This is a genomic window from Pseudoalteromonas sp. TAE79 (genome assembly GCF_000498015.1).
Taxonomy (GTDB): Bacteria; Pseudomonadota; Gammaproteobacteria; order Enterobacterales; family Alteromonadaceae; genus Pseudoalteromonas.
This window is the reverse complement of record NZ_AUTL01000248.1, coordinates 1-19,302: the sequence shown is the minus strand read 5'-3', so window position 1 is coordinate 19,302 and position 19,302 is coordinate 1. Positions and strand designations below refer to the sequence as shown.

Genomic DNA, 19,302 nt, shown 5'->3' with positions numbered 1-19,302 from the left:
ATACCACACTACATAGGCTCTGCCTTGCCTAAAAACCAAACACACTGCCGCAAATTCACCCACCAAAGATCAACACGCCCGAATACATTCAATATAAAATTAACTTTAGTATAGAAGACATTTATAATAACGCGATAAATAACAAGCAGTTTGAAGCTAAATTATTAATAAAAAATTCAAATTAAGCTTAAAATTGTAACCTTTCATATAAACCAGATGCTCTTGATACGCTTTTATTCATTGCTAGTTGCAGTACTTTTTTGTCAGCCACCAGCTCAAACTTATTTTTAGCGCGGGTTATTCCCGTATACACTAATTGCCTGTTAATACCCATGCGCGCTTGTTTTAGCGGTGGCAGTACCATAGCGGTGTAACTAAACTCTGAACCTTGTGATTTATGAATAGTCATTACGTATACTTTATCGTGTGCAGGGAGTCGTGCTGGCGAAAATGCTCGTTGATTACCTTGCTCGTCAATAAATATGGCTTTGAGCTGATTGCTTTCATCGGGCATTAAAATACCAATATCGCCGTTAAATAACTTAAGCTGGTAATCGTTTTGGCTCACCATAATGGGCATGCCTGTATAATGATGAGTATTAGGGCTAACTGTTATTAAACCTTGCTGTTGCAATACGCGCTCTATTCGCTGATTTAAGCTATGCACGCCGTAATCGCCCTCTCGTACCGCAGCTAAAAGCTGATAACTAGCAAAAGCAGCATGCACCTGTGCAACATCTGCACCTTGGGCAATTAAGTTAAGGTATTTTGCATAATGACTTGCTGCACTTTTAACAAGCTTTTCAATTGGTTTTGCTACAAAGTCGTAATCTAAAATTACATCGTTAAAGCGCCCTTCACTACTTTCTTGCTCTACGTAATTTAAAATACCGGTGTTATTGGTGTTTACCGCAAGTGCGAGTTGACCAATGCCGCTTTGTGCATCAAATCGATAACTGTGTTGTAAAAAGGCAATGCAATCTGCGAGTTTAAATTCACTCACGCTTTGCGCTACGAGCTTATGCTCATTATTAAAACATAAGCTATTTAGCTCATCACAACGTGCTTGCGAGTAGCTTGGCGTTTGCCCAAGTGTTAAACCTTGGCATAAATCGCTCATTACGCTGCCGGTATCTACCGAGGCAAGCTGATCTTTGTCACCTAGGAGTATTAATCGCGCGTGCGCAGGAAGTGCTTCTATTAATTTAGCCATCAGCGATAAATCGACCATACTGGCTTCATCAATAATTAGTACATCTAAATGCAGCGGATTACTTTTGTTATGCCTAAATTTATTAGTAAACGGTTTTACACCCAATAAGCGATGAATAGTTTGAGCGCTTTGCGGGATCAGCGTTTTTATATCATCAGGAATCGTTGTGAGCTTATTTTTGGCACCTAAAATAGATTCACTTAATCTTGCAGCGGCTTTACCTGTAGGGGCCACCAGCTTAATACTAAGGGGTGCTGTTTCATAAAGTGACTGCAAAATAGCCAGCAACTTAGTCACTGTGGTAGTTTTACCTGTACCTGGGCCACCCGTGATCACACTAAAGCCTTTGGTGGCCGCAATCGCACACGCCACTTTTTGCCAATCAGTTTCAATTGTCGAATCAGCAGGAAAATAGGTATTTAAAAGTTCAGCCAATACTTCATTATTAATATTGAGCTTTCGCTCGCTCATGCTTAATAGTCTATCCGCGAGTGTTTGCTCATAACCGGCAAGGCGCGCAAAATAAAGTCGCTCGTTAAACAGCTGCAGTGGTTTATTTTCGCCCACGCTTTCATGGCTTTGTAAATAATTAAGCGCTGTGTGTACATTAAAATCATCACTAAACGGGCTTAGCGTACTGGGTACATTGCCATCGAGTTTATTAAAGTCACTTTTGCGCAAGTTAAAAGGATTGCTCCAGTCAACCTCATTTAAGGTTAGGCAGCTATGCTGGCTTTGCTGTGATAAGCACAGCAATAAAATAATATAAAATAGTTCATTGTGAGTTTGCTCAATGTCATTAGCACACAGTAATTCAGCGAGCTTCACATCAACTACACGCAGTCGGTTTTGCGCTAATAAATACTCAAGTAACGGGACTTCGGTGATCGTATTATTTAACACAATGTCCTCTAATGGGGCATCTTGTGCTACATTTTTTGAAGTAAGAGGCTCTGCGGTTTCATTATTAAGTGTCTCGTCTATATCGTCAAACAAGCCAGGTTGCTCATTTAAATCGCTCATAGCATAGCTCCTTGGCTAAATAAGCCATCTAAAATAATCACTTGTTCTTCAGTTAGCTTTTTAAAGTACACGCCTTGCCCTGTCGGCATTCCACGTAAAAACGTGTAATACACGCCGCCTAAATGGGTTTCTATCGAGTAATCAGCTATACGTTGTTTTAATAAACGATGCAGCGCTACCGTGTAGATTAAATACTGTAAATGATACTGATGACTGCTCATCGCTTGCTCAAGCATATCGCCTTCGTAATCAGCTGGCGTACTGCCTAAATAATTAGACTTATAATCTAAAATATAATATTTGCCTTGGTAGCAAAATATTAAATCGACAAAGCCTTTTAACAAGCCTTTTACTTGTGAAAATTCAAGCTTACTTTGCGTAAAACCAAAATGTTTAACCAACATTTCGTTTAGCTTAGGTGCACTTAAGCTCTCAAGTGGTAAATTAAACTCCATTTCGACTAGGCAGTCGCTTGGTGTAAGTACACCCAATGAAAGAAGGCTCTTATCTAGAGAGCTGTTATCTAGGGGGCACGCAAGAACATCGAGCACCCACTTTTCAGCCACTTCTCGCCATTGCTCACCTATGTGGTATTTTTCAAGGCAGCGCTTAACAACTTCCGATAAGTTTTGCTCAGTATTAGTTGGGTGGACTATTGGGCTAGTAAAATCTATTTGTTCAAATATTTCGTGCAAACAACTACCGGGCTTTGGCCCTTTAGGAAAACTATAAGGTGATGGCAGTTCGTCCTCTTGCACTGCAAACTCGTCTTTTTCATGATCTTCATCGCTTCGCCCTGGGGCTAATTGGTCGCTGTGCTTTTTAAAGCTCAACGCGCTAAAGCTGGTTGCTCGCCAGTTACGCTCAATAGTTGCCGTTACTTTATTAACACTTAATGTTTGCTGCGCAATTTTACTATTATTAAAACTAAGTGTTCCCTGCTCTAATAATGTGTGTGAGGTAAATTGCTGATAGCTCATCGCGCTATTAGCGTCGCAAAACTCACTTAAATACGTACGCCATGTTTGGCTACTGGCAAGTTCAAGCCCTGCAAATAACACATGCCCTAGTGCACTACTTTGCATAGCTAAGCGGCTACTTTGCCCTTGCCCAATATTATAAACACCCAGCGCACAAAAGTGCACGGCGCGAGTAAGTGCTACATACAGCAGGCGTAAATCTTCAGCTAGACGCTCTTGCTCTGCTTTTTGCAGGGCATCTTCGTCTTTACTTAAATCGTAAATCAGCTTGCCATTATTGTGATAAAGCGCTTCTTTAGTTTCGCGATAGCCACTGGCAAATGGCATAAATACCAGTGGGTATTCTAGCCCTTTTGAGGCATGCATAGTAACAATTTTAACTAAGTTGGCGTCACTTTCTAGGCGTACTTGTACTGTTTCACCATCTTGTTGGCTTACCTTTTGTGCAAACCAGCGCAGTAAACGCAGCGTGCCTTCAAGCTCTATTTGTTTTTGTTGAAGTATTTCGCCCAAATGCCTAAAGTCAGTCAGCCAACGCTCAACGTTATACCCTAAACCTTGCCATCTAGCGCTAAGCTGATTATGGCTCATTAAACGCTCAAGCATTGCCATAGCGCCTTGCTTGTTCCAAATATGACTAAGTTGTGCAAAAAAGTTTAAGTAGTCTTGCCATTTATTTTCATCATCGGCGAGTGCATGTATTTCGTTATAACTTAGACAAAATAGCGGACCAGCTAAAACACCGCGCAGCAGTGACTCGTCATATTGCCCATGCAGCGCCGTTAAAAAGTTAAGCAGGTGATGGCTAAGCTCTTGGCTAAAAACGCTCTCGCGCGATAAATACACACTCGCTATTTTGGCATCATCTAGCGCTTTTTTCATTATTTGCGCTTCAACACGGTCGCGCACTAATATACAAATATCGGCAGCACTTACAGGATTACTGCCAATACACGCATCCCCCTGTTTTGCTTTTTCAAGCAGGGTCACTATTTTATTAGCAAAGTGAGCGGCTAAATGTGCTTGCCCTACACCTTTGTTGGTTGGTTTGTTTTTTTCATCGGCGGCTTCATCCACAAATACATTAAATTCGAATGCGGTCGCGGGTTTGCCATCAATTAAAAAAGAGTCTTCCGCTTTTTTACCTTTAGCAGCCACTGCGTTAAACGGTATGGCGTCGTTATAAATAAAGCTGTTAGCGTGTTTGCCAAATAAACTATTAACACTATTTACTATATCGGTGCTTGAGCGAAAGTTAGTACCCAGCGTAAATTGCTGATCAGTCTGTACAGCTTCTTTTGCGCCAATATACGTAAAAATATCTGCGCCCCTAAAGCCATAAATAGCCTGCTTGGGGTCGCCTATCATGGCAAGTGTGGTATTTTGTTGCCCATAAATTTTACTAAAAATACCGTACTGAATTGGATCGGTATCTTGGAATTCATCAATCATAGCAACCGGAAACAACTGCGCAATTTTTTGCGCCAGTACGTCGCCTTGCTCGTTATTAAGCGCACTGTGTAAATTGGTCAGTAAATCATCTGGGGTGATCACGCTTTGCTCTTGCTTGCGCTTAACTATTGCGGCTTTTACCCAGCGCGCTGCATGTTGTACAACCGCTATTTTGAGCCCTTGGTTTATGCTGTTATTAAGTGCGGCAAGCTCGTCAAATTGACTCAGTAATGGATGCACAAATAATGGCTGATTTTTTTTATAATTGCCTGCATCGCTTAGGTTTTCTGTACTCCACACTTCAAACGAATACTTGTTAGTGCCAAATTCAAAAAACAAATCGCCGCCTAAACAAAATGCTTCAAGCGCACCAAGGCTGCCTTTTCGTGCTGGCGTTTTAGACCCGCTTAAACCCGAGCCTTTAATAGCACCGATAAACTCTTGCTCTAACACCGCTTTTTTAAATGCAGGCACACGGGTTATGTACTCGTCACGGGCTTTCCACACATCGTCTAAATTTATTTGTGGCGTAATGTGCGCATTAGCTTTGTTTAAAATACTCGCCACTTGAGCGAATAAAGACTCTGGTGCGGCAAATACATCTAAAATAGCATCGGTGCGTTCTTTATTAAGTGGGTATACAAACGCACGCCAAAAATCTTTAATAGTTTCAAGTAATATGTCGCGCTCATCTAAAATAAATTCGAGATTAAACGCCACTCCCGACTCAAACGCATGTTGTTTTAGCATCCGCTGACAAAAGCCATGAATAGTAAAAATAGCGGCTTCGTCCATTGATTTAGCAGCTGCATCGAGCAAATCAAACGCGCGGTGCTTATCATCAATTTTGGCAATTACGCCTTCAATGAGTTCGTCGTTTGGGTCTTGCCCAAGCAATGCGTCGCGCGCAGCAATAATTCGGCTACGTACGCGGTCTTTAATTTCTTGAGTGGCAGCGTCGGTAAAGGTTACTACCAAAATTTGCTCAACACTGAGCGGCGTATTTAACTCACCTTCTATTTGCATACCTAGTAAGTAACGTAAATACAGCCCCGTAATTGTATAAGTTTTACCAGTACCCGCACTGGCTTCTATTAAACTTTGACCAATGAGCGGCATAGTAAGAGGATTAAGCGCTTGCATGGTCACTCTCCTTTGCGTGTTCAAATAAAGGCGTGAGCAATTTATCACTCCATTTTATAAATTCTTCTTGGCAGTCGTTTAGCGATTGCACCGTTAAGCGAATATACGGGTTTTCGCCCTCGCCTCGCCCTATGTATTGCGGGCTAAATTTGCTCATTGCTTTTGTTATATCGCCGCCGCTTTTAACGTATTCATAACCACTTACCGGAAAAAATGGCACAGGCTCTGCGCGCAGCGCTTTGTATAATTCAAACCAATCAAGTAACAATGCATCGGCATCAGCTTTATTAATTGGCGCAAAGGTAATTTGCTTATCGAGTCCAAGTAACAATGTTTCTACTTGTTGATCCATACTTTGCGCTGCGAGGTGATAAATAAAGCCTTTAATTAAATCTTTCGCTTTAATACTCGCACTGCGGTAAAACACTTGTTTTTGCAAATAAACATGATTGAGCCAGCCCTCTACTTTGGTGCCTTCAATGGTAAGCAAAACTTCTATCGGCTCACTTTTTCCGCCTTTAATGTGCTCTCTTACTTGCCCTGCAAGCGCGTCAACTCGGTGCTCCATACTCTCAAATATGAGGCTGCCTACATTGGCTTGAGGTAACTCACCCCGCTGCAGTATTTGCTCGGTACTTAGGGGTTGCTCGTTTATATTGGCTTTAAGTATTTCATCAAGGTAAAAATAACGGCGCAGCGCATCTAGGCTAAAGGGTTCTTCGTCTTTTGCTACTTCGTTAAATTGTGGCAGGCGTAAGCCCAATGTTTGTTGATAAAAGCTCTCTTGTGCGCTGCACACACTTCTAATAAACACATCAAGATCTAGCTGATCTGGCACAGTCACATCAAGCGCAATAACTGGCTCTGGTTTAATTGACTCACTTGGCAGCCAAATTGGATTGTAACTGTGGTTGCTCAGCACAGTATTTGCTTGCTCATCGGCTAAATAGTAATGGCTATTAAAGGGCTGTAAATGCTGCTGATTAATTAGACATGCGGGCAGCGTTTTTTCACTCTTTTCGCTTAATACAAAACTACGCCCAATATATTCTAAAAGCTCACTTACAAGCGTTGATGGCATGCGCGGTTGGTTATCAAAACACGAGCGACCAATGTAACTCATGTATAAGTTGTCGCGGGCACTCAGTAGTGCTTCTAAAAATAAGTAGCGGTCATCTAATTTACGTGATCGGTCACCTTTTTGCTTTTTAGAATAAGGCACCAAGTCAAAACCAATGGGTTGTACGTTACGCGGGTAGTCGGCATCGTTTAAGCCCAGCATACACACTACTTTAAATGGCACGGCGCGCATGGGCATAAGCGTACAAAAGTTTACTTGCCCAACCAAAAACCGCTGCCCTACGCCTTTTTCTTGAATGCCTTGTTTAACTAAGTAACTAACAATACGCTGCGAAACCGCTTTACTGTAATCGCCGTTGTCGTGGTGTTTTTGTAACTCTTCGAGCACGTTTTGAAGTACTAATAAATCCCAGCTGTCGTCGCTTTCACTTTCGTATATGGCGTTTAATAGCTCGCTTAAAATATGCGCTTTATTAGTGAGCGTGTCATCAGGCGTTAGCTGCTCTTTAAAGCTTTGCAGTACATCAATAAAGTGCACGAGCTTGTTGAGTGTATCAAGCGCCATGCCTTCTACTTCATCAGCGCTGTAAATACCGTTAAACGGGCATTGTTCGTCGCGCATGGCTATACCAAGCAGTAAACGGTTGAGCCCATGTTGCCAGGTATTTAAATCGATAGCGGGTAAATCAAAGCTGCTTTTATGCGCTGCGTTTATACCCCATTTAACGCCTACACGTTCAAGCCAGTATTGAATTTGCTCGTATTCGTGCGCTTCAAGCCCAAATTTTTCGGCTATTTGCGTCACTTGTAATAAATCGAGAATATCCGACACACCAAAGCGCGAAAACGGTAAGTTAGCTAAACTCGTAAATGAGCTAAGGACGGGCTTTTCTTGCTCTATGGCTAAATCGGCCAATGCATAAGGAATAAAGCGGCTGCCTTGTGCCCCGCCAAATACGGCTTCAATGTAGGGGCTGTAAGTGCCTACATCGGGCATCATGACAATTATGTCTTTGGGGGTAAGCGTTGGGTTTTGATTAAATAAGTTAAGTAAGTAGTCGTGCAAGCGCTCAACTTCTCTGAGCGGTGTATGGCAATCGCTGAGCGTAATGCTGGTGTCGGTTGCGCTGATTGGTAACTTACCTTCGTCGTTTATAAACCACTCTTTATTATCGGTCAGTGATTCGCCTTTAAATGCAAGCTGATAAATCTCGCTTTGTACTTGCCCTAGTAAGGTGTCGTCAAACACATCAATAAAGCCATCAATCCAACGAGCATCTAGCTGTACGAGTTGCTCAAAATAGTCGCGACCTAATTTACCCCACGACGATAACAACGGATTACCTATAAAGTAGTATTCTTCATCTGGGTTGGTGTGTTTTTTTTGTTGCGCTTCCACCAGCGGCATTTTAGCGTATTTAGCGCTTATTTTAGCTGCTGTTTTTTCATCTATAATATCGCCCCAGTAATGCTCACTCGGGTTAAAAAAGAATAATATAACCTCTGTTTTTTTACTCAGCGCTTCAAATACGTCTAGCTGGGAGCTGGCAATCGCCGATATACCAAATAAGCTAATGCGTTGTGGCAGTATGCTATTGTCCATAGTCTCAAGTGCTGCAAGTAACTGCCCTTGCATATTAGCGCGATGAAATTGGCTTTGCCCAAGTTCTTGGCTTAGTTTTACAATGCGTCGCCATAAGTCAGGCTGCCATGGGGCAATGGTTACATCTACGTCATCAAGCTCATCTTTGCCGCTATCCCATGTGGCTATCCAGTGCGGTCGGTACATTAAATATTGGTCGTACACATCGGCTATTTTTTCGCATAACGCAAAGGTTTTTTGCCCGTCAATATCGCCCTCTAAATAGGTTTTTAGCGATAAATATAATGGCTCGTCAATACAGTTTGGTAAAATTGCAAACAGTTTCCAAGCAAGATTAGGTTTATTAAACGCCGACTCTTTAGGGACATTTGGCAGCAATTGCTGATACAACTGCCAAATAAAGCTCGACGGCAGCGGAAAATCAACCTGCGCTGCGACCCCTAAGTTTTCGCTCAAACCTATTTTTAACCACTGCGACATACCCGGCGATTGCACTAGCACTACTTCTTTGTCGAACGGGCTTTGCAATGGGTTTACTTTTAACAGCTGGTGGAACTGCGCTTGCAGGGCTTCCATGCGGTTTGATTGAATAATATTTAGCATATAACACTGACCTTGCTTGAGATAAAACCAGTGTAAGATATTTTCAATATTAGGGGTAGCTCAAACGGGTAATTGGCTTTAATAAATCAGAGAGTTAAGAACTAATTTACAGATTTTTATACGCACAGCATCTATTTTATATACTGTGCGTAGTAGTGAGTTTATTTATAAGGGCTAATACTTGATAAACTAAAGTCACTTTGCATTATTACTTCGCCATCAATGCCTTTTAATTTAAGTGAAATAGTGGGATCAATTTGCTGCCAGTCTATGCTTAAATCACCGTAATTTACGTTATGAGTAAAATCCCCTACTCGGTGTTTATTAGGGCTTACGTCTTTCCATTTTTCAGTTAAGCCAGAGCTGGTCATCTCAATTAATGGGTAATCAAGGTTTTGCTGATACTTTGATATTTCACCCCAGTGCGTATCGCCGCTGATGATCACGACCCCATTTACCTTATGCTTTTTAATCAATGCAAATAAACGGTTTCTATCTTCAGGAAAGTTTGCCCATGACTCCCAACCTGTAAAATCGGGTAAAAGCTGTAAGCTTGAGGCAATCAATTTTAAGCTTGAGGCAATCAATTTTATTGCAGCAGGCTTTTTAAGCTCTTGTTCAAGCCATTGCCACTGGGCTTCACCTAGCATGGATGCGCCCTTCACTTCACTGGGACTATACGGGCCTTGGTTATTTAACTTACGTTTAGTGTAGTATTCAAGCTCACCTACATGGTTTAGCGCATCACGATTCCAACGTAAATCAGGCATTATTACTTGTATGGTTTGCTCATTTTCACCATACATGTACGAGGTATAAATTCCATCAGGGCGAGTGCGACGCGCTGAGTTTACAGGTTCACCCCAAAAATTAAGCATAATTTGGCGTGATTGCTCTTTATGCGGATACTCTTTACCGGCATCGTTTTGGCCATAATCGTGGTCATCCCATATAGCAATAATAGGCGTTTGCGCTTTTAACGTTTTAAAACCAGGCTTTGCCCCTAAACGTTGGTACTTATCGGCAAGTACTCCATATCGTTGGTATCGCCGTAAATATTGTCACCCAAAAATATAAACAAATCCCCTTGCTCTTTATTAATTGTATTAAATATGGGTATGTTTTTATCTTGATGCCCACACGAACCAAATAGGATTTTAGATGGCGCGGCAGTAATACTTGCGCTAATAACCGAACTCAACGCCAAGGCAGTTAGGGTTAATGGTTTTAATAGGTTCTTCATTTTAAAATCTCGCTAATAGCAGGCGCCATATTTGAATTTATTTCATTTGGATTCTGCCCAAGCGCCTTTAAAACGGTCGCCGCTATTTGCGCTTGTTTAAGCTCATTTTTAGTTTTAATTAAGCCACTACCTTTTATTGCGGGGCCAATGGCTGCAAGCCAAATATGTTCAGAGCCGACAATTCCTTCTGGGTAGGTATTTTCACCTAACTCTAGCTCAGCAAGTGCACGTTTAGAGCTGTGATGTTGCCAATCATTGGCATTATTGCCACGGCCGTGATCAGTAGTAATAATTAGTGTGGTGTTATTTTTATAACCCGCTGTAGTTTGAATAGTTGCCCATAAGTCTTTTATAAAAGCGTCACTTTGCCTTGCCGATTTAAGGTATTGATCGTAATGACCATCATACGCAAAGTCATCGGTTTCGCCTAAACTTATCACTAACAACTTAGGCTTTTTAGCCAACATATACGCTTTAGCAAAGCGATATGTAAAACTGTCTAGTCGTACGTTATACCAAGGACTGGGGATTTCACTTTGTAGCGCATTTAACAGCGGCGCATCGGTGAATAAACTCTCTTCAATTGACATAAAACCTGCATTTACATACACGTTACTGCGCTTAGTATTTACAATGTATGGGAATACATCCCAACTACCAAATAAGGCTGTGCTACCTTTAAACTCAGGTAACTTATCTAAACGCTCTAAAATAGTTTTATTTGGGTTGAGCACTTTGTTGTTACTATTTATACTTTCGTCAACTTCACCGGTGAGTATTTCGTTGTAACCAGGGTATGAAAAATACCACGGGTTACTTACCGACATAGTAGAGCCGTTAGCTCTATCGCCAATAATTACGCCTTGTTTAGCCACTACTTGCGTTAAAAAAGGCATTAGTAATTGCTGGCGCTCATTTGCTGTTTTTGCCCAAAACTGGGTCTTTAATTGCTCTGGCTTTTTAACAAAATCAGTATTATTAATTAAGCTATTATCAGCCCCATTAAATACTTCTTGCCAGCGTACTCCATCAAGCGTTACCAGCACTACATTTTGCGCTGCTGCTGCAAAGTTACTCGCTAATACACTTAAGCTAAATAGTGTTACTTTTAAAATCGTTTTCATCGCGTTTTGCGCCCTTTCATATAATAAAGCCCATCAATGATGGGCTTTATTTTAATTCAATTACTAAAACTTAATTAAAAGTCAGCGGTAAATGTAACTGCTGCGGTGCGTGGCGCGCCAATGTAATAAGTAGCGCCGTTACCAGTACCACCTGCTAAGTAGCTTTTGTCAGTAACGTTATAAACAACAAACGATACGTCAATGGCTTTAAACGGGCCTGCATCTACGTCAGTTGAATAACCTGCATTAAAATCAAGTACGGTGTAGCCGTCTACTTTATTACGCGTGCGAGTATCTTCGTCTTGCCATGCACCTAAGCGCTCACCAGTGTATTTAGCCGATAAACCAACACGAAAGCCATCGCTAAAGTAATCGGTAGATACCACAAATAAATCTTCTGATGAATCTATTATGCTGTCGCCTTTTCTAAAGCTCGGTGCTACCTCATTACCACTTTCATCTCTTAATATTACACCCTGTGAATCGTATGCATTTGGATCATCGGATGAATACTCAGAACTGCTATTAGTATACGACGAGTACACGCTCCAGCTTGGTGTTAACATATAGCTTGCTGCAAGCTCAAGCCCATTTGAGTCAATACCCCCTACATTTACGTACGAGCCATTTGTACCAATGGTGTAATCAATCCCATCTGTGCCACTACCAGGGGCAATAAAGGTAATGCGGTTATCAAACTTAACACTGTAAGCCGTTGCTGTAAGGGTTAATCTGTCGGCTTGGTAACGTACACCAAAGTCGATGTTGTCGGCAGTTTCTGGCTCTATGTTTATAAGTGTTGAGCTATCTCGCTCAAGTACACCGTCTTTTATTGCTGAAAAATTCTCGCTGTAACTAGCAAATAATTCTGTGCTGTTATTTAGCTGATACAATACACCACCACTAAATAACACGTCTGAGTCGCTATCTACTTTATCTGATCTTTCGTTAGCAAAGTGGTCGTATTTTTGTAATTCAACTAAATATTGTTTTGCACCAATATTTAATGTTAAGTCGCCAAAATTAATCGAGTCTTGTAGGTACCATTTGAATGTATCGGTATCAAAAGTGTTTTTGTATTGTGTCCAGTAAGGCGTGCTATCAAAGTGATGATAAATACGCGCATCAATTACTTTGTGCCAATCACGCGATTCATCACGTTCGCTTTGCTCATACCAAAAGCCCGCTTCGATATCGTGATCACCAAATGTAGCTTGGTAATTTGCCGTTACACCTAAACGATCTTTGTTGTAATGCGTGTGGCGGTAAGACATAACAGGCGTTGCTGTTGCATCGTAACACGCAGGATTTAAACCAGGACCCGACTCCCATGGCCAGCTCAAACTTTGCGTACAATCGGCATTGGGTGCAAGCGGGTTGCCTTCACTATCAGCAAAACCATAAGAGCCTGCATTAGTGCCACCCTCGGTTGTTGGGTTGCCATTTTCATCAACCGGCGTTGTTAAATAAGGTGGGATCCAATCGCCGCGACCTGAATTTTTATGATAATAAGGGCTAACAGTTAATAATGAAGTTGGCGAAATAGCGTATTCAAATTTTAAATAGCCTAAGGTATTTTCACGAAGCGTTCCCCAACCTTCTGCAAACATTTGGTCAAAATGCGGAACTCCTGTCCAATTCCATGTTAGCTGATCCCAATCGGGTGTTTGTTCAAACTGCTCAAGGCTTACGCTGTTATAGTTTGTCTCGCTTACATCATCGTAAGATAAACGACCAGTAAGTGTTAAATCGTCAAAATTAGATACAAACTTAAGCTCTGCGTGTTGGTTGTCTTTGCCCCCATTACTGCCTGAACCAATCCAGCGGCTTGTATCGGTTTGCGAGTAACTTACGTACGCTTGTGTGTTATTAAAAACAGTGCCTGTTTCGTGTTTAATATAATAACGCGTGGCATCGTGACTGCCTGAGGTATAAGCAAAGGTAGTGCCTTTTTCAAGGCTTGGGTCTTTACTTACAAAGTTAAATGTCCCGCCTAGTGCTTCAAGTGAAGCCGACTTAATATCAGACGTACCTTGACCTACTTCTACCGTTGCTAAATTTTCACTCTCCAAGTAACGGTTAGCTTTAGCACCACCGCCGTAATTAGAGCCACCATTGGGGATGCCATCAACGGTCATACCTAATTGTTGTTGGTTTCCATCAATACTAAAACCACGCATAGTGATTGTAGTAGACCAATCGTCGCCACCAAATGCATCACCTTCGTTTATGCTAATCCCTGGTAAGTTATCAATAACCGATAATATGCTCGATACCGAACTTTGCTGCTCAAGCATTGTAGGCTCAATAACATTGTTAGCGTAGCTCGTTGGTTTAGCTACAACGGTTACTTCTTCTATGGTGTTGTCGTTAGCATAAGTAGATGTTGATACCGCCATGGCAATAGCCATGCTCAATAGCGATTTGTTTTTTAAAGCGTACATTGTTGTCCCGTTTAGTTTTAATTATGAAATATGAAAACGAGCACAGTATGAATTTTAAATATGACAACGAGGATGAACTTTATTTACATAAAGGTTAAACAAATATGGAAGATTTATGGCGGGAATATGTACAAAAAAAGACACTCAAAGGTTTAACTTTGGGTGCCTTAATAACTAAATATAATATTTAGCTGTTACTTCAATTCAGCTAGCATTTCATCGCTGTAAGGAACTAACTCTTCACCGTTTGCAATTTTGCTAATGTAATCTGGGTTTGCGATAAGTGGGCGACCAATAGCGATTAAATCAAACTTAGCATCGTTAATTGCCTCTTTTGCTGACTCAAAAGTATAGCTGCCTACGCCTACTAATGTACCTTTGTAGCCTGCACGTAAAAATTCAGACGTCGTTTTACCTTCAAGCGAATCAAACGTTGTACTGTCGTCAAAAATACCGCCGTGTAAATATGCTAAATCTCTCTTCTCAAGCTCTGGTAATAAGTAATCAAATACCGTTTTATCACGGTTATCTTCGCTCATATTAAAATAAGCACCCGGTGTAACACGTAAAGCAGTACGCTCATTACCTACAGCAGCGATAACTGCATCGGTTACTTCTAGTGCAAAACGCGACATATTTTCAGGCGTTTGACCGTATTCGTCGCTGCGTGTATTTGCAGCGTAATGTAAAAACTGGTCAATCAAATACCCGTTAGCACCGTGAATTTCTACCCCGTCAAAACCCGCTTCAATCGCATTTTCAGCAGCTTTTGCGTAATCAGCTACTAGGCCCTTAATGTCATCTATAGTCGCTGCTTTTGGTGTGATATATGTAAGCTCACGCATACGAGGTACAGAGCCTTCAACGCCAATTGCTGATGGTGCCAGTACATCGCCATCAAAAAAGTGAGGATGTGCAACACGGCCAACATGCCAAAGCTGTGCAAACATTTTGCCGCCATTAGCGTGCACTGCGTCTGTTACTTTTTTCCAACCTTGAATTTGCTCACTGGTAAATAAACCTGGTGTATTTGGGTAACCTTGCGCGTCTGGACGAATAATAGTTCCTTCGCTAATAATTAAACCGGTTTCGGCACGGCGAGCATAATATTCAACCATATCTTGTGTTGGCACTAAGTTATCGTCAGCCATACAACGCGTTAATGGCGCCATAAGTACGCGGTTTTTAAGCTCAATCGTATTATTTAGTTTAAACGGAGCAAGTAAATCAGTAATCATTTTTCAATCCTTCATTAAGTATATGCTTACTACAATGTGGCCTTTTTACAAACATTCAAGCTTATTTTGAATGTTCGCTCAAATTAGTTGTGACCTATACTGCTCAATATACAAATTAGATCTGCGTTGCTGAAATTAAATAGCAACTTTTCAACACTCTGTCATATAACTCGATATACTTGTGTGCATATAATTTAGATATAGTAATTAAGAGTGAGCTAATTATGACAACGCCAAATTTAAGCGAAGAACAAGCAGTAATTTTAGGGCTTGGGGCAAAAAAACGCCTAGCCTATATGTTCGAAACCGTACAACAATTTAAACAAGTATGGATTTTAAACGATGATGATGGCTGCGTTATGCTTGCCAACGAAGATGACGACTGTGTGCCAGTTTGGCCAACTCGCGAATTTGCAGAAGCATGGGCAACTGGCGAATGGGCTGGCTGCAGCGCTAAAGCAATTCCACTTGCTGACTGGTTTAGTCGCTGGACACCAGGCCTTGAAGAAGATGACCTACTTATTGCAGCCTTCCCTACAGAGGAAGACGACGGCACGATATTGTTTTCAGATGAGTTTGAAAAACAATTAAAAGCACCAAAGAAAAAATATTAAGGTTCAAAGCCTAAATACTCAGAGTTATTAATTTATAAACGCGGCACTTAATTTAGTGCCGCGTTTTTATTGGCAATTTCTAAAATCCAAATAAGCCTGCGTAATAGCATCTGGATTTTCTACTTGCGGATAATGCCCAAGCTCTACAAGCTCTTGTACGCGCGCATTGGGGACCAGCTTTTTATAATGCTCAATCATGTGCTTACCAGAGATGGGATCTTCTGCGCCAGCTATAAACGTAAGTGGTATATTGCTATTTATGATGGCACCAACCCAGTGTTCTCTGTTTTGCTGCCTGTGCTTTATATAGCTAATGAGTTTAGGCATAACGGCTAAACCATCTTTATAAATTAGCAACTCCCAAAGTGTGTCTACCACTTGTTTTGAAGGCGGTGTACTTTTACTAAAAATAGTCACTAAATTATTGGCAAATTTTTGTTTATTCATTAATTTTGGCACTATCCAACCTAGCTTTGAAAGTAAAAGCTTTTGTATAAATAATGGTTTATGCACCTCAGGAAATAACCCACCATTTAAAAAACACACGCTGTTTATTTTAAAGTCACTTTGGCTAACCACTTGCCTTGCTAATAACTCTTGAGCCACTGTATCGCCATAGTCATGAGCTAAAATATGTACGTCATTAATATTTAACGTTTTTAAAAATTGGGTATATAAGTCGGCTTGTTCGGTAATTTTATAAGTAGCGTTTATTGGTTTATCTGACAAACCAAAACCTAGCATATCGAGCGTAATTACAAAATAATGTTCACTAAGCGTTTGCCACATACCTTCCCAATCCCAGCTAGCACTTGGAAAGCCATGTATTAAAAGCAGCGCAGGCTTAGTTATATCACCAGCTATTTTTGTAAATATTTGATGGCCAGAAATATGAGTGAATTGGCCCTGCGATTGCCACTGTTGAAGAGAAAACATATATTAGCTTTATTTTTATTATCTATTTGTTAGTTTTATCATAGTGGTAATTAATAAAGGAAATAAAACCAATGTATAAATTTGCATTGGCTTATTAAACGTTATTTTAAAATTTAATAGTGTAATCTACATAAACTCGGTGGTCGGCTCTGTCGCCTTTAACACCATCAACGCTGCCTGATTTTTCGGTTGTATAATCTACAAATAACCAGCGCAAACTTAAGCCTTTTATTTTCTCAACTTTATAGCGCGTATCTACAGCCCAATATTTTTCATCAGCTGTGCCAGCTAACTTACCCAGCGCAGAGTTTTCAGCATCGCTACCGCTTGTGTAGTAAAACTTTGTTGTTAAACCTGGCGATACTGCTTTTAAATCAATGCCAAAACGTGCCTGCCACGTTGCCTCGTTTTGATTTGTTAAATCGGCACCAATCAATGAGCGAGTTGGAAATGGGTTTGTACCATGATCGCCACTAAAGTTATCTTCAATCCAAGCATCACTTACCTTAGTAAATGCCGCACCTACACTCCAAATATCTTTTTTCCAATCAGCATCTAAGTAATAGGCAAATCCATCGTTTTCACTTTTAGTTAAACCTGTTAATACACCAGGTGCATCTTCATCATCTAAATCGCCGCCCTCTGCGCCTGTTACAAATAAATCACCATCATCTTGTGAGGTAAATATGCCAGTTGAAAGGGTTAACTTACTTTGCTTAAGTTTAATGCCGTAACTAATTTTTAATCCCATTTTACTTAGCTAATTGTGGGAATTTAAATATTCAGCCTCTAATGTTATGTCGTCTTTTTTATGCGTAGCACCTACGCCCCAAATTACGCTAATGGCGCCAGGTGCCGATTGATCGGTAGAAAAGTCTTCCCATCTTTCATCATGTCGACGGCTCCATTTGTCGTATACGTATACGTAACCATATAATTTAGTGTTGCCAATTTTGTAATCGCCAAAAACGCCTCTAAAAGTATTAGGAATAGCACGGCTGCCTGAGCTTTTTAAAAGCATACTTTTGGTTTTTTGCCCACCTACTTTAACGTGACCGTTGTTGCCCAATTTAAAATCTAAAAAATATTGACCAAATTTAGAAAAGCTATCGTCTACTCCGCCACTCTCATTACCTGCTGGTAAAATATTACCTGCGGCTGAACCTGTAGAGTTAATATTCATTACGGTGTAAGTCGATACACCCACACTCAATAAATCATTTATATAACCCGATGTGTAATTGAGCTCTATACCTTGAGCAAAAGTTGAATCGTCACTTGCGTCGTTATCGTAGTCACGGTCAAAATAAATTGATCTAAGTTTTATATTAAATTCATCTTGTTCTGTCAGCCCATTAACAGCAGCATACGAAGGAATAGAAATACATGTTAATACTGCGCCTGTTGCCGCAAGTAATTTAGATACTCGGTGAGCCATAGTTATCTCCGTTACCTTGTTTTTTTAAGTTTTTACTGTGCAGCACATAGGAATATGTATGCTTTTGACCTACACGGCAAACATGTCATAAGGTAATTACATTTCAAGTAATTACATTTCTTTCATGCTAGTAAATATAGAACAATATAAATTTATAATGTTTTAATTTTGTAACTATTCAGCCTCATCTGAAATGAATATATCAGGCAGCTGATTTTTGAATAATAACTCAAGGGCTAGGCTTGCAGATACATATTGTTTTCTGCAAGTCGATAAATAGCTTCTCAGCAAGCAGAACATTTCAGCTCCTTGCTTACTTCTAAAACACCCCGATATTTTTTGATGAACCTTGGTCATCCTAATATCATTCTCGCCTTGGTTGTTGGTAAATGGCACGCCAGTGCTCATCATGAAACGTAAAACATCATCTTGATAATCTCTTAGTCGTTCCAATAATGCTCGGGATTTGGTTCGCTTTAATCGGCCTCGCTGACCTTCCACTCGGCTACTTTTTTCTGGTGGTGGACATTTAGCGTCACCTTGAAGCAATATTTTTTGATATTGCTCACGATATTTCTGTTTAGCCCCTTTATCTAGGTCGGGATTATCTATTTGAGCTTTATTCATTTCTTTAAGTAAGGTTTGCATATCCTTCGCCCATTGCATGCCGTCTTGCTCCCAAGCCCTTTCTAATTCTCGGATGTGGTGAGCATTACATAATGCATGTTGGCATTGGGTATATTGATAATATGGCTTCCAATGGTCATGACATAGCACACCGGTAAAGTGCGGTAAAATACCGGCCTCATCCATCGCTATTTTTCCTCTTTTTTCATGAGGATAAAAATAAGTCCACCAAGTCGTTGATGCACCATGAAGCCATCGCCGTTTACCGCCGATATTAATGCCAGTCTCATCAACATGCAAAGTTTGATGCGGGCTTTGTAATGCCGCTTTGATGATACCTTCTGCGCCCGATGACTTTACTAGTGCCGCTGCTTGTTCATTAAAGTTAAATAAACTGCCGGCACTGATCGGAATACCTAGTTGGTCACTAAAGTATTCTTCAATGCGGTTATAAGGGAGTAATTGATATTGTGATAAGTAAACCGCATGGGCTTTCACACCAACACCATATTGAATAGGACCGTTAACACCTTGGGGGAAT

General features: G+C 40.8%; 9 protein-coding genes and 2 pseudogenes. 1 reads left to right on the top strand and 10 read right to left on the bottom strand.

The window, feature by feature from the left end; genetic code table 11:
* Positions 1-187 precede the first annotated feature (187 nt).
* From recD to L655_RS0119645, 7 genes and pseudogenes are all read right to left on the bottom strand, one after another.
* A complete protein-coding gene (recD, locus tag L655_RS0119675) occupies positions 188-2,236 on the bottom strand; it encodes an exodeoxyribonuclease V subunit alpha (RefSeq protein WP_024606029.1) in 2,049 nt (682 codons plus the stop codon).
* Positions 2,233-5,811 carry an exodeoxyribonuclease V subunit beta gene (gene recB, locus L655_RS0119670; protein WP_024606028.1) on the bottom strand — a complete coding sequence of 1,193 codons (3,579 nt, stop codon included), beginning with the start codon at positions 5,809-5,811 and terminating at the stop codon, positions 2,233-2,235. Before recB ends, recD begins: the two co-directional genes overlap by 4 nt.
* Positions 5,798-9,097, bottom strand: coding sequence for an exodeoxyribonuclease V subunit gamma (gene recC, locus L655_RS0119665; RefSeq protein WP_024606027.1), 3,300 nt, complete (start codon positions 9,095-9,097; stop codon positions 5,798-5,800). Before recC ends, recB begins: the two co-directional genes overlap by 14 nt.
* Before the next feature lie 161 nt (positions 9,098-9,258).
* Positions 9,259-10,340: pseudogene (locus tag L655_RS01000000125935) on the bottom strand (alkaline phosphatase D family protein).
* Positions 10,337-11,464 (bottom strand): sulfatase-like hydrolase/transferase, encoded by a 1,128-nt coding sequence (locus L655_RS0119655; protein WP_024606026.1) that lies wholly within the window; start codon positions 11,462-11,464, stop codon positions 10,337-10,339. Before L655_RS0119655 ends, L655_RS01000000125935 begins: the two are co-directional and overlap by 4 nt.
* 74 nt (positions 11,465-11,538) lie before the next feature.
* Positions 11,539-13,908 (bottom strand): TonB-dependent receptor, encoded by a 2,370-nt coding sequence (locus L655_RS0119650; RefSeq protein WP_024606025.1) that lies wholly within the window; start codon positions 13,906-13,908, stop codon positions 11,539-11,541.
* Positions 13,909-14,102: 194 nt separating this feature from the next.
* Positions 14,103-15,146 carry an alkene reductase gene (locus L655_RS0119645; protein ID WP_024606024.1) on the bottom strand — a complete coding sequence of 348 codons (1,044 nt, stop codon included), beginning with the start codon at positions 15,144-15,146 and terminating at the stop codon, positions 14,103-14,105.
* Between the two features lie 224 nt (positions 15,147-15,370).
* On the opposite strand from L655_RS0119645, the gene L655_RS0119640 reads away from it, so the two are divergent.
* Positions 15,371-15,760 carry a DUF2750 domain-containing protein gene (locus tag L655_RS0119640; RefSeq protein WP_002962412.1) on the top strand — a complete coding sequence of 130 codons (390 nt, stop codon included), beginning with the start codon at positions 15,371-15,373 and terminating at the stop codon, positions 15,758-15,760.
* Positions 15,761-15,826: 66 nt separating this feature from the next.
* On the opposite strand, the gene L655_RS0119635 is transcribed toward L655_RS0119640, so the two are convergent.
* From L655_RS0119635 to L655_RS0119625, 3 genes and pseudogenes are all read right to left on the bottom strand, one after another.
* Positions 15,827-16,696, bottom strand: a complete 870-nt coding sequence (locus tag L655_RS0119635) for an alpha/beta hydrolase (protein WP_024606023.1) — start codon at positions 16,694-16,696, stop codon at positions 15,827-15,829.
* 106 nt (positions 16,697-16,802) lie between these two features.
* Positions 16,803-18,134, bottom strand: a pseudogene (locus L655_RS01000000125930) (OprD family outer membrane porin).
* A 174-nt stretch (positions 18,135-18,308) separates the two neighbouring features.
* A partial coding sequence (locus tag L655_RS0119625; RefSeq protein WP_024604091.1) for an IS66 family transposase occupies positions 18,309-19,302 on the bottom strand: 994 nt, incomplete at its 5' end.

Excerpts from the sequence above, each read along its gene's own strand:
- L655_RS0119650 (WP_024606025.1), bottom strand. The coding sequence starts at position 13,908 with ATGTACGCTTTAAAAAACAAATCGCTATTGAGCATGGCTATTGCCATG.
- L655_RS0119655 (WP_024606026.1), bottom strand. The coding sequence starts at position 11,464 with ATGAAAACGATTTTAAAAGTAACACTATTTAGCTTAAGTGTATTAGCG.
- L655_RS0119640 (WP_002962412.1), top strand. The coding sequence starts at position 15,371 with ATGACAACGCCAAATTTAAGCGAAGAACAAGCAGTAATTTTAGGGCTT.
- recB (WP_024606028.1), bottom strand. The coding sequence starts at position 5,811 with ATGCAAGCGCTTAATCCTCTTACTATGCCGCTCATTGGTCAAAGTTTA.
- recD (WP_024606029.1), bottom strand. The coding sequence starts at position 2,236 with ATGAGCGATTTAAATGAGCAACCTGGCTTGTTTGACGATATAGACGAG.
- recC (WP_024606027.1), bottom strand. The coding sequence starts at position 9,097 with ATGCTAAATATTATTCAATCAAACCGCATGGAAGCCCTGCAAGCGCAG.
- L655_RS0119635 (WP_024606023.1), bottom strand. The coding sequence starts at position 16,696 with ATGTTTTCTCTTCAACAGTGGCAATCGCAGGGCCAATTCACTCATATT.
- L655_RS0119645 (WP_024606024.1), bottom strand. The coding sequence starts at position 15,146 with ATGATTACTGATTTACTTGCTCCGTTTAAACTAAATAATACGATTGAG.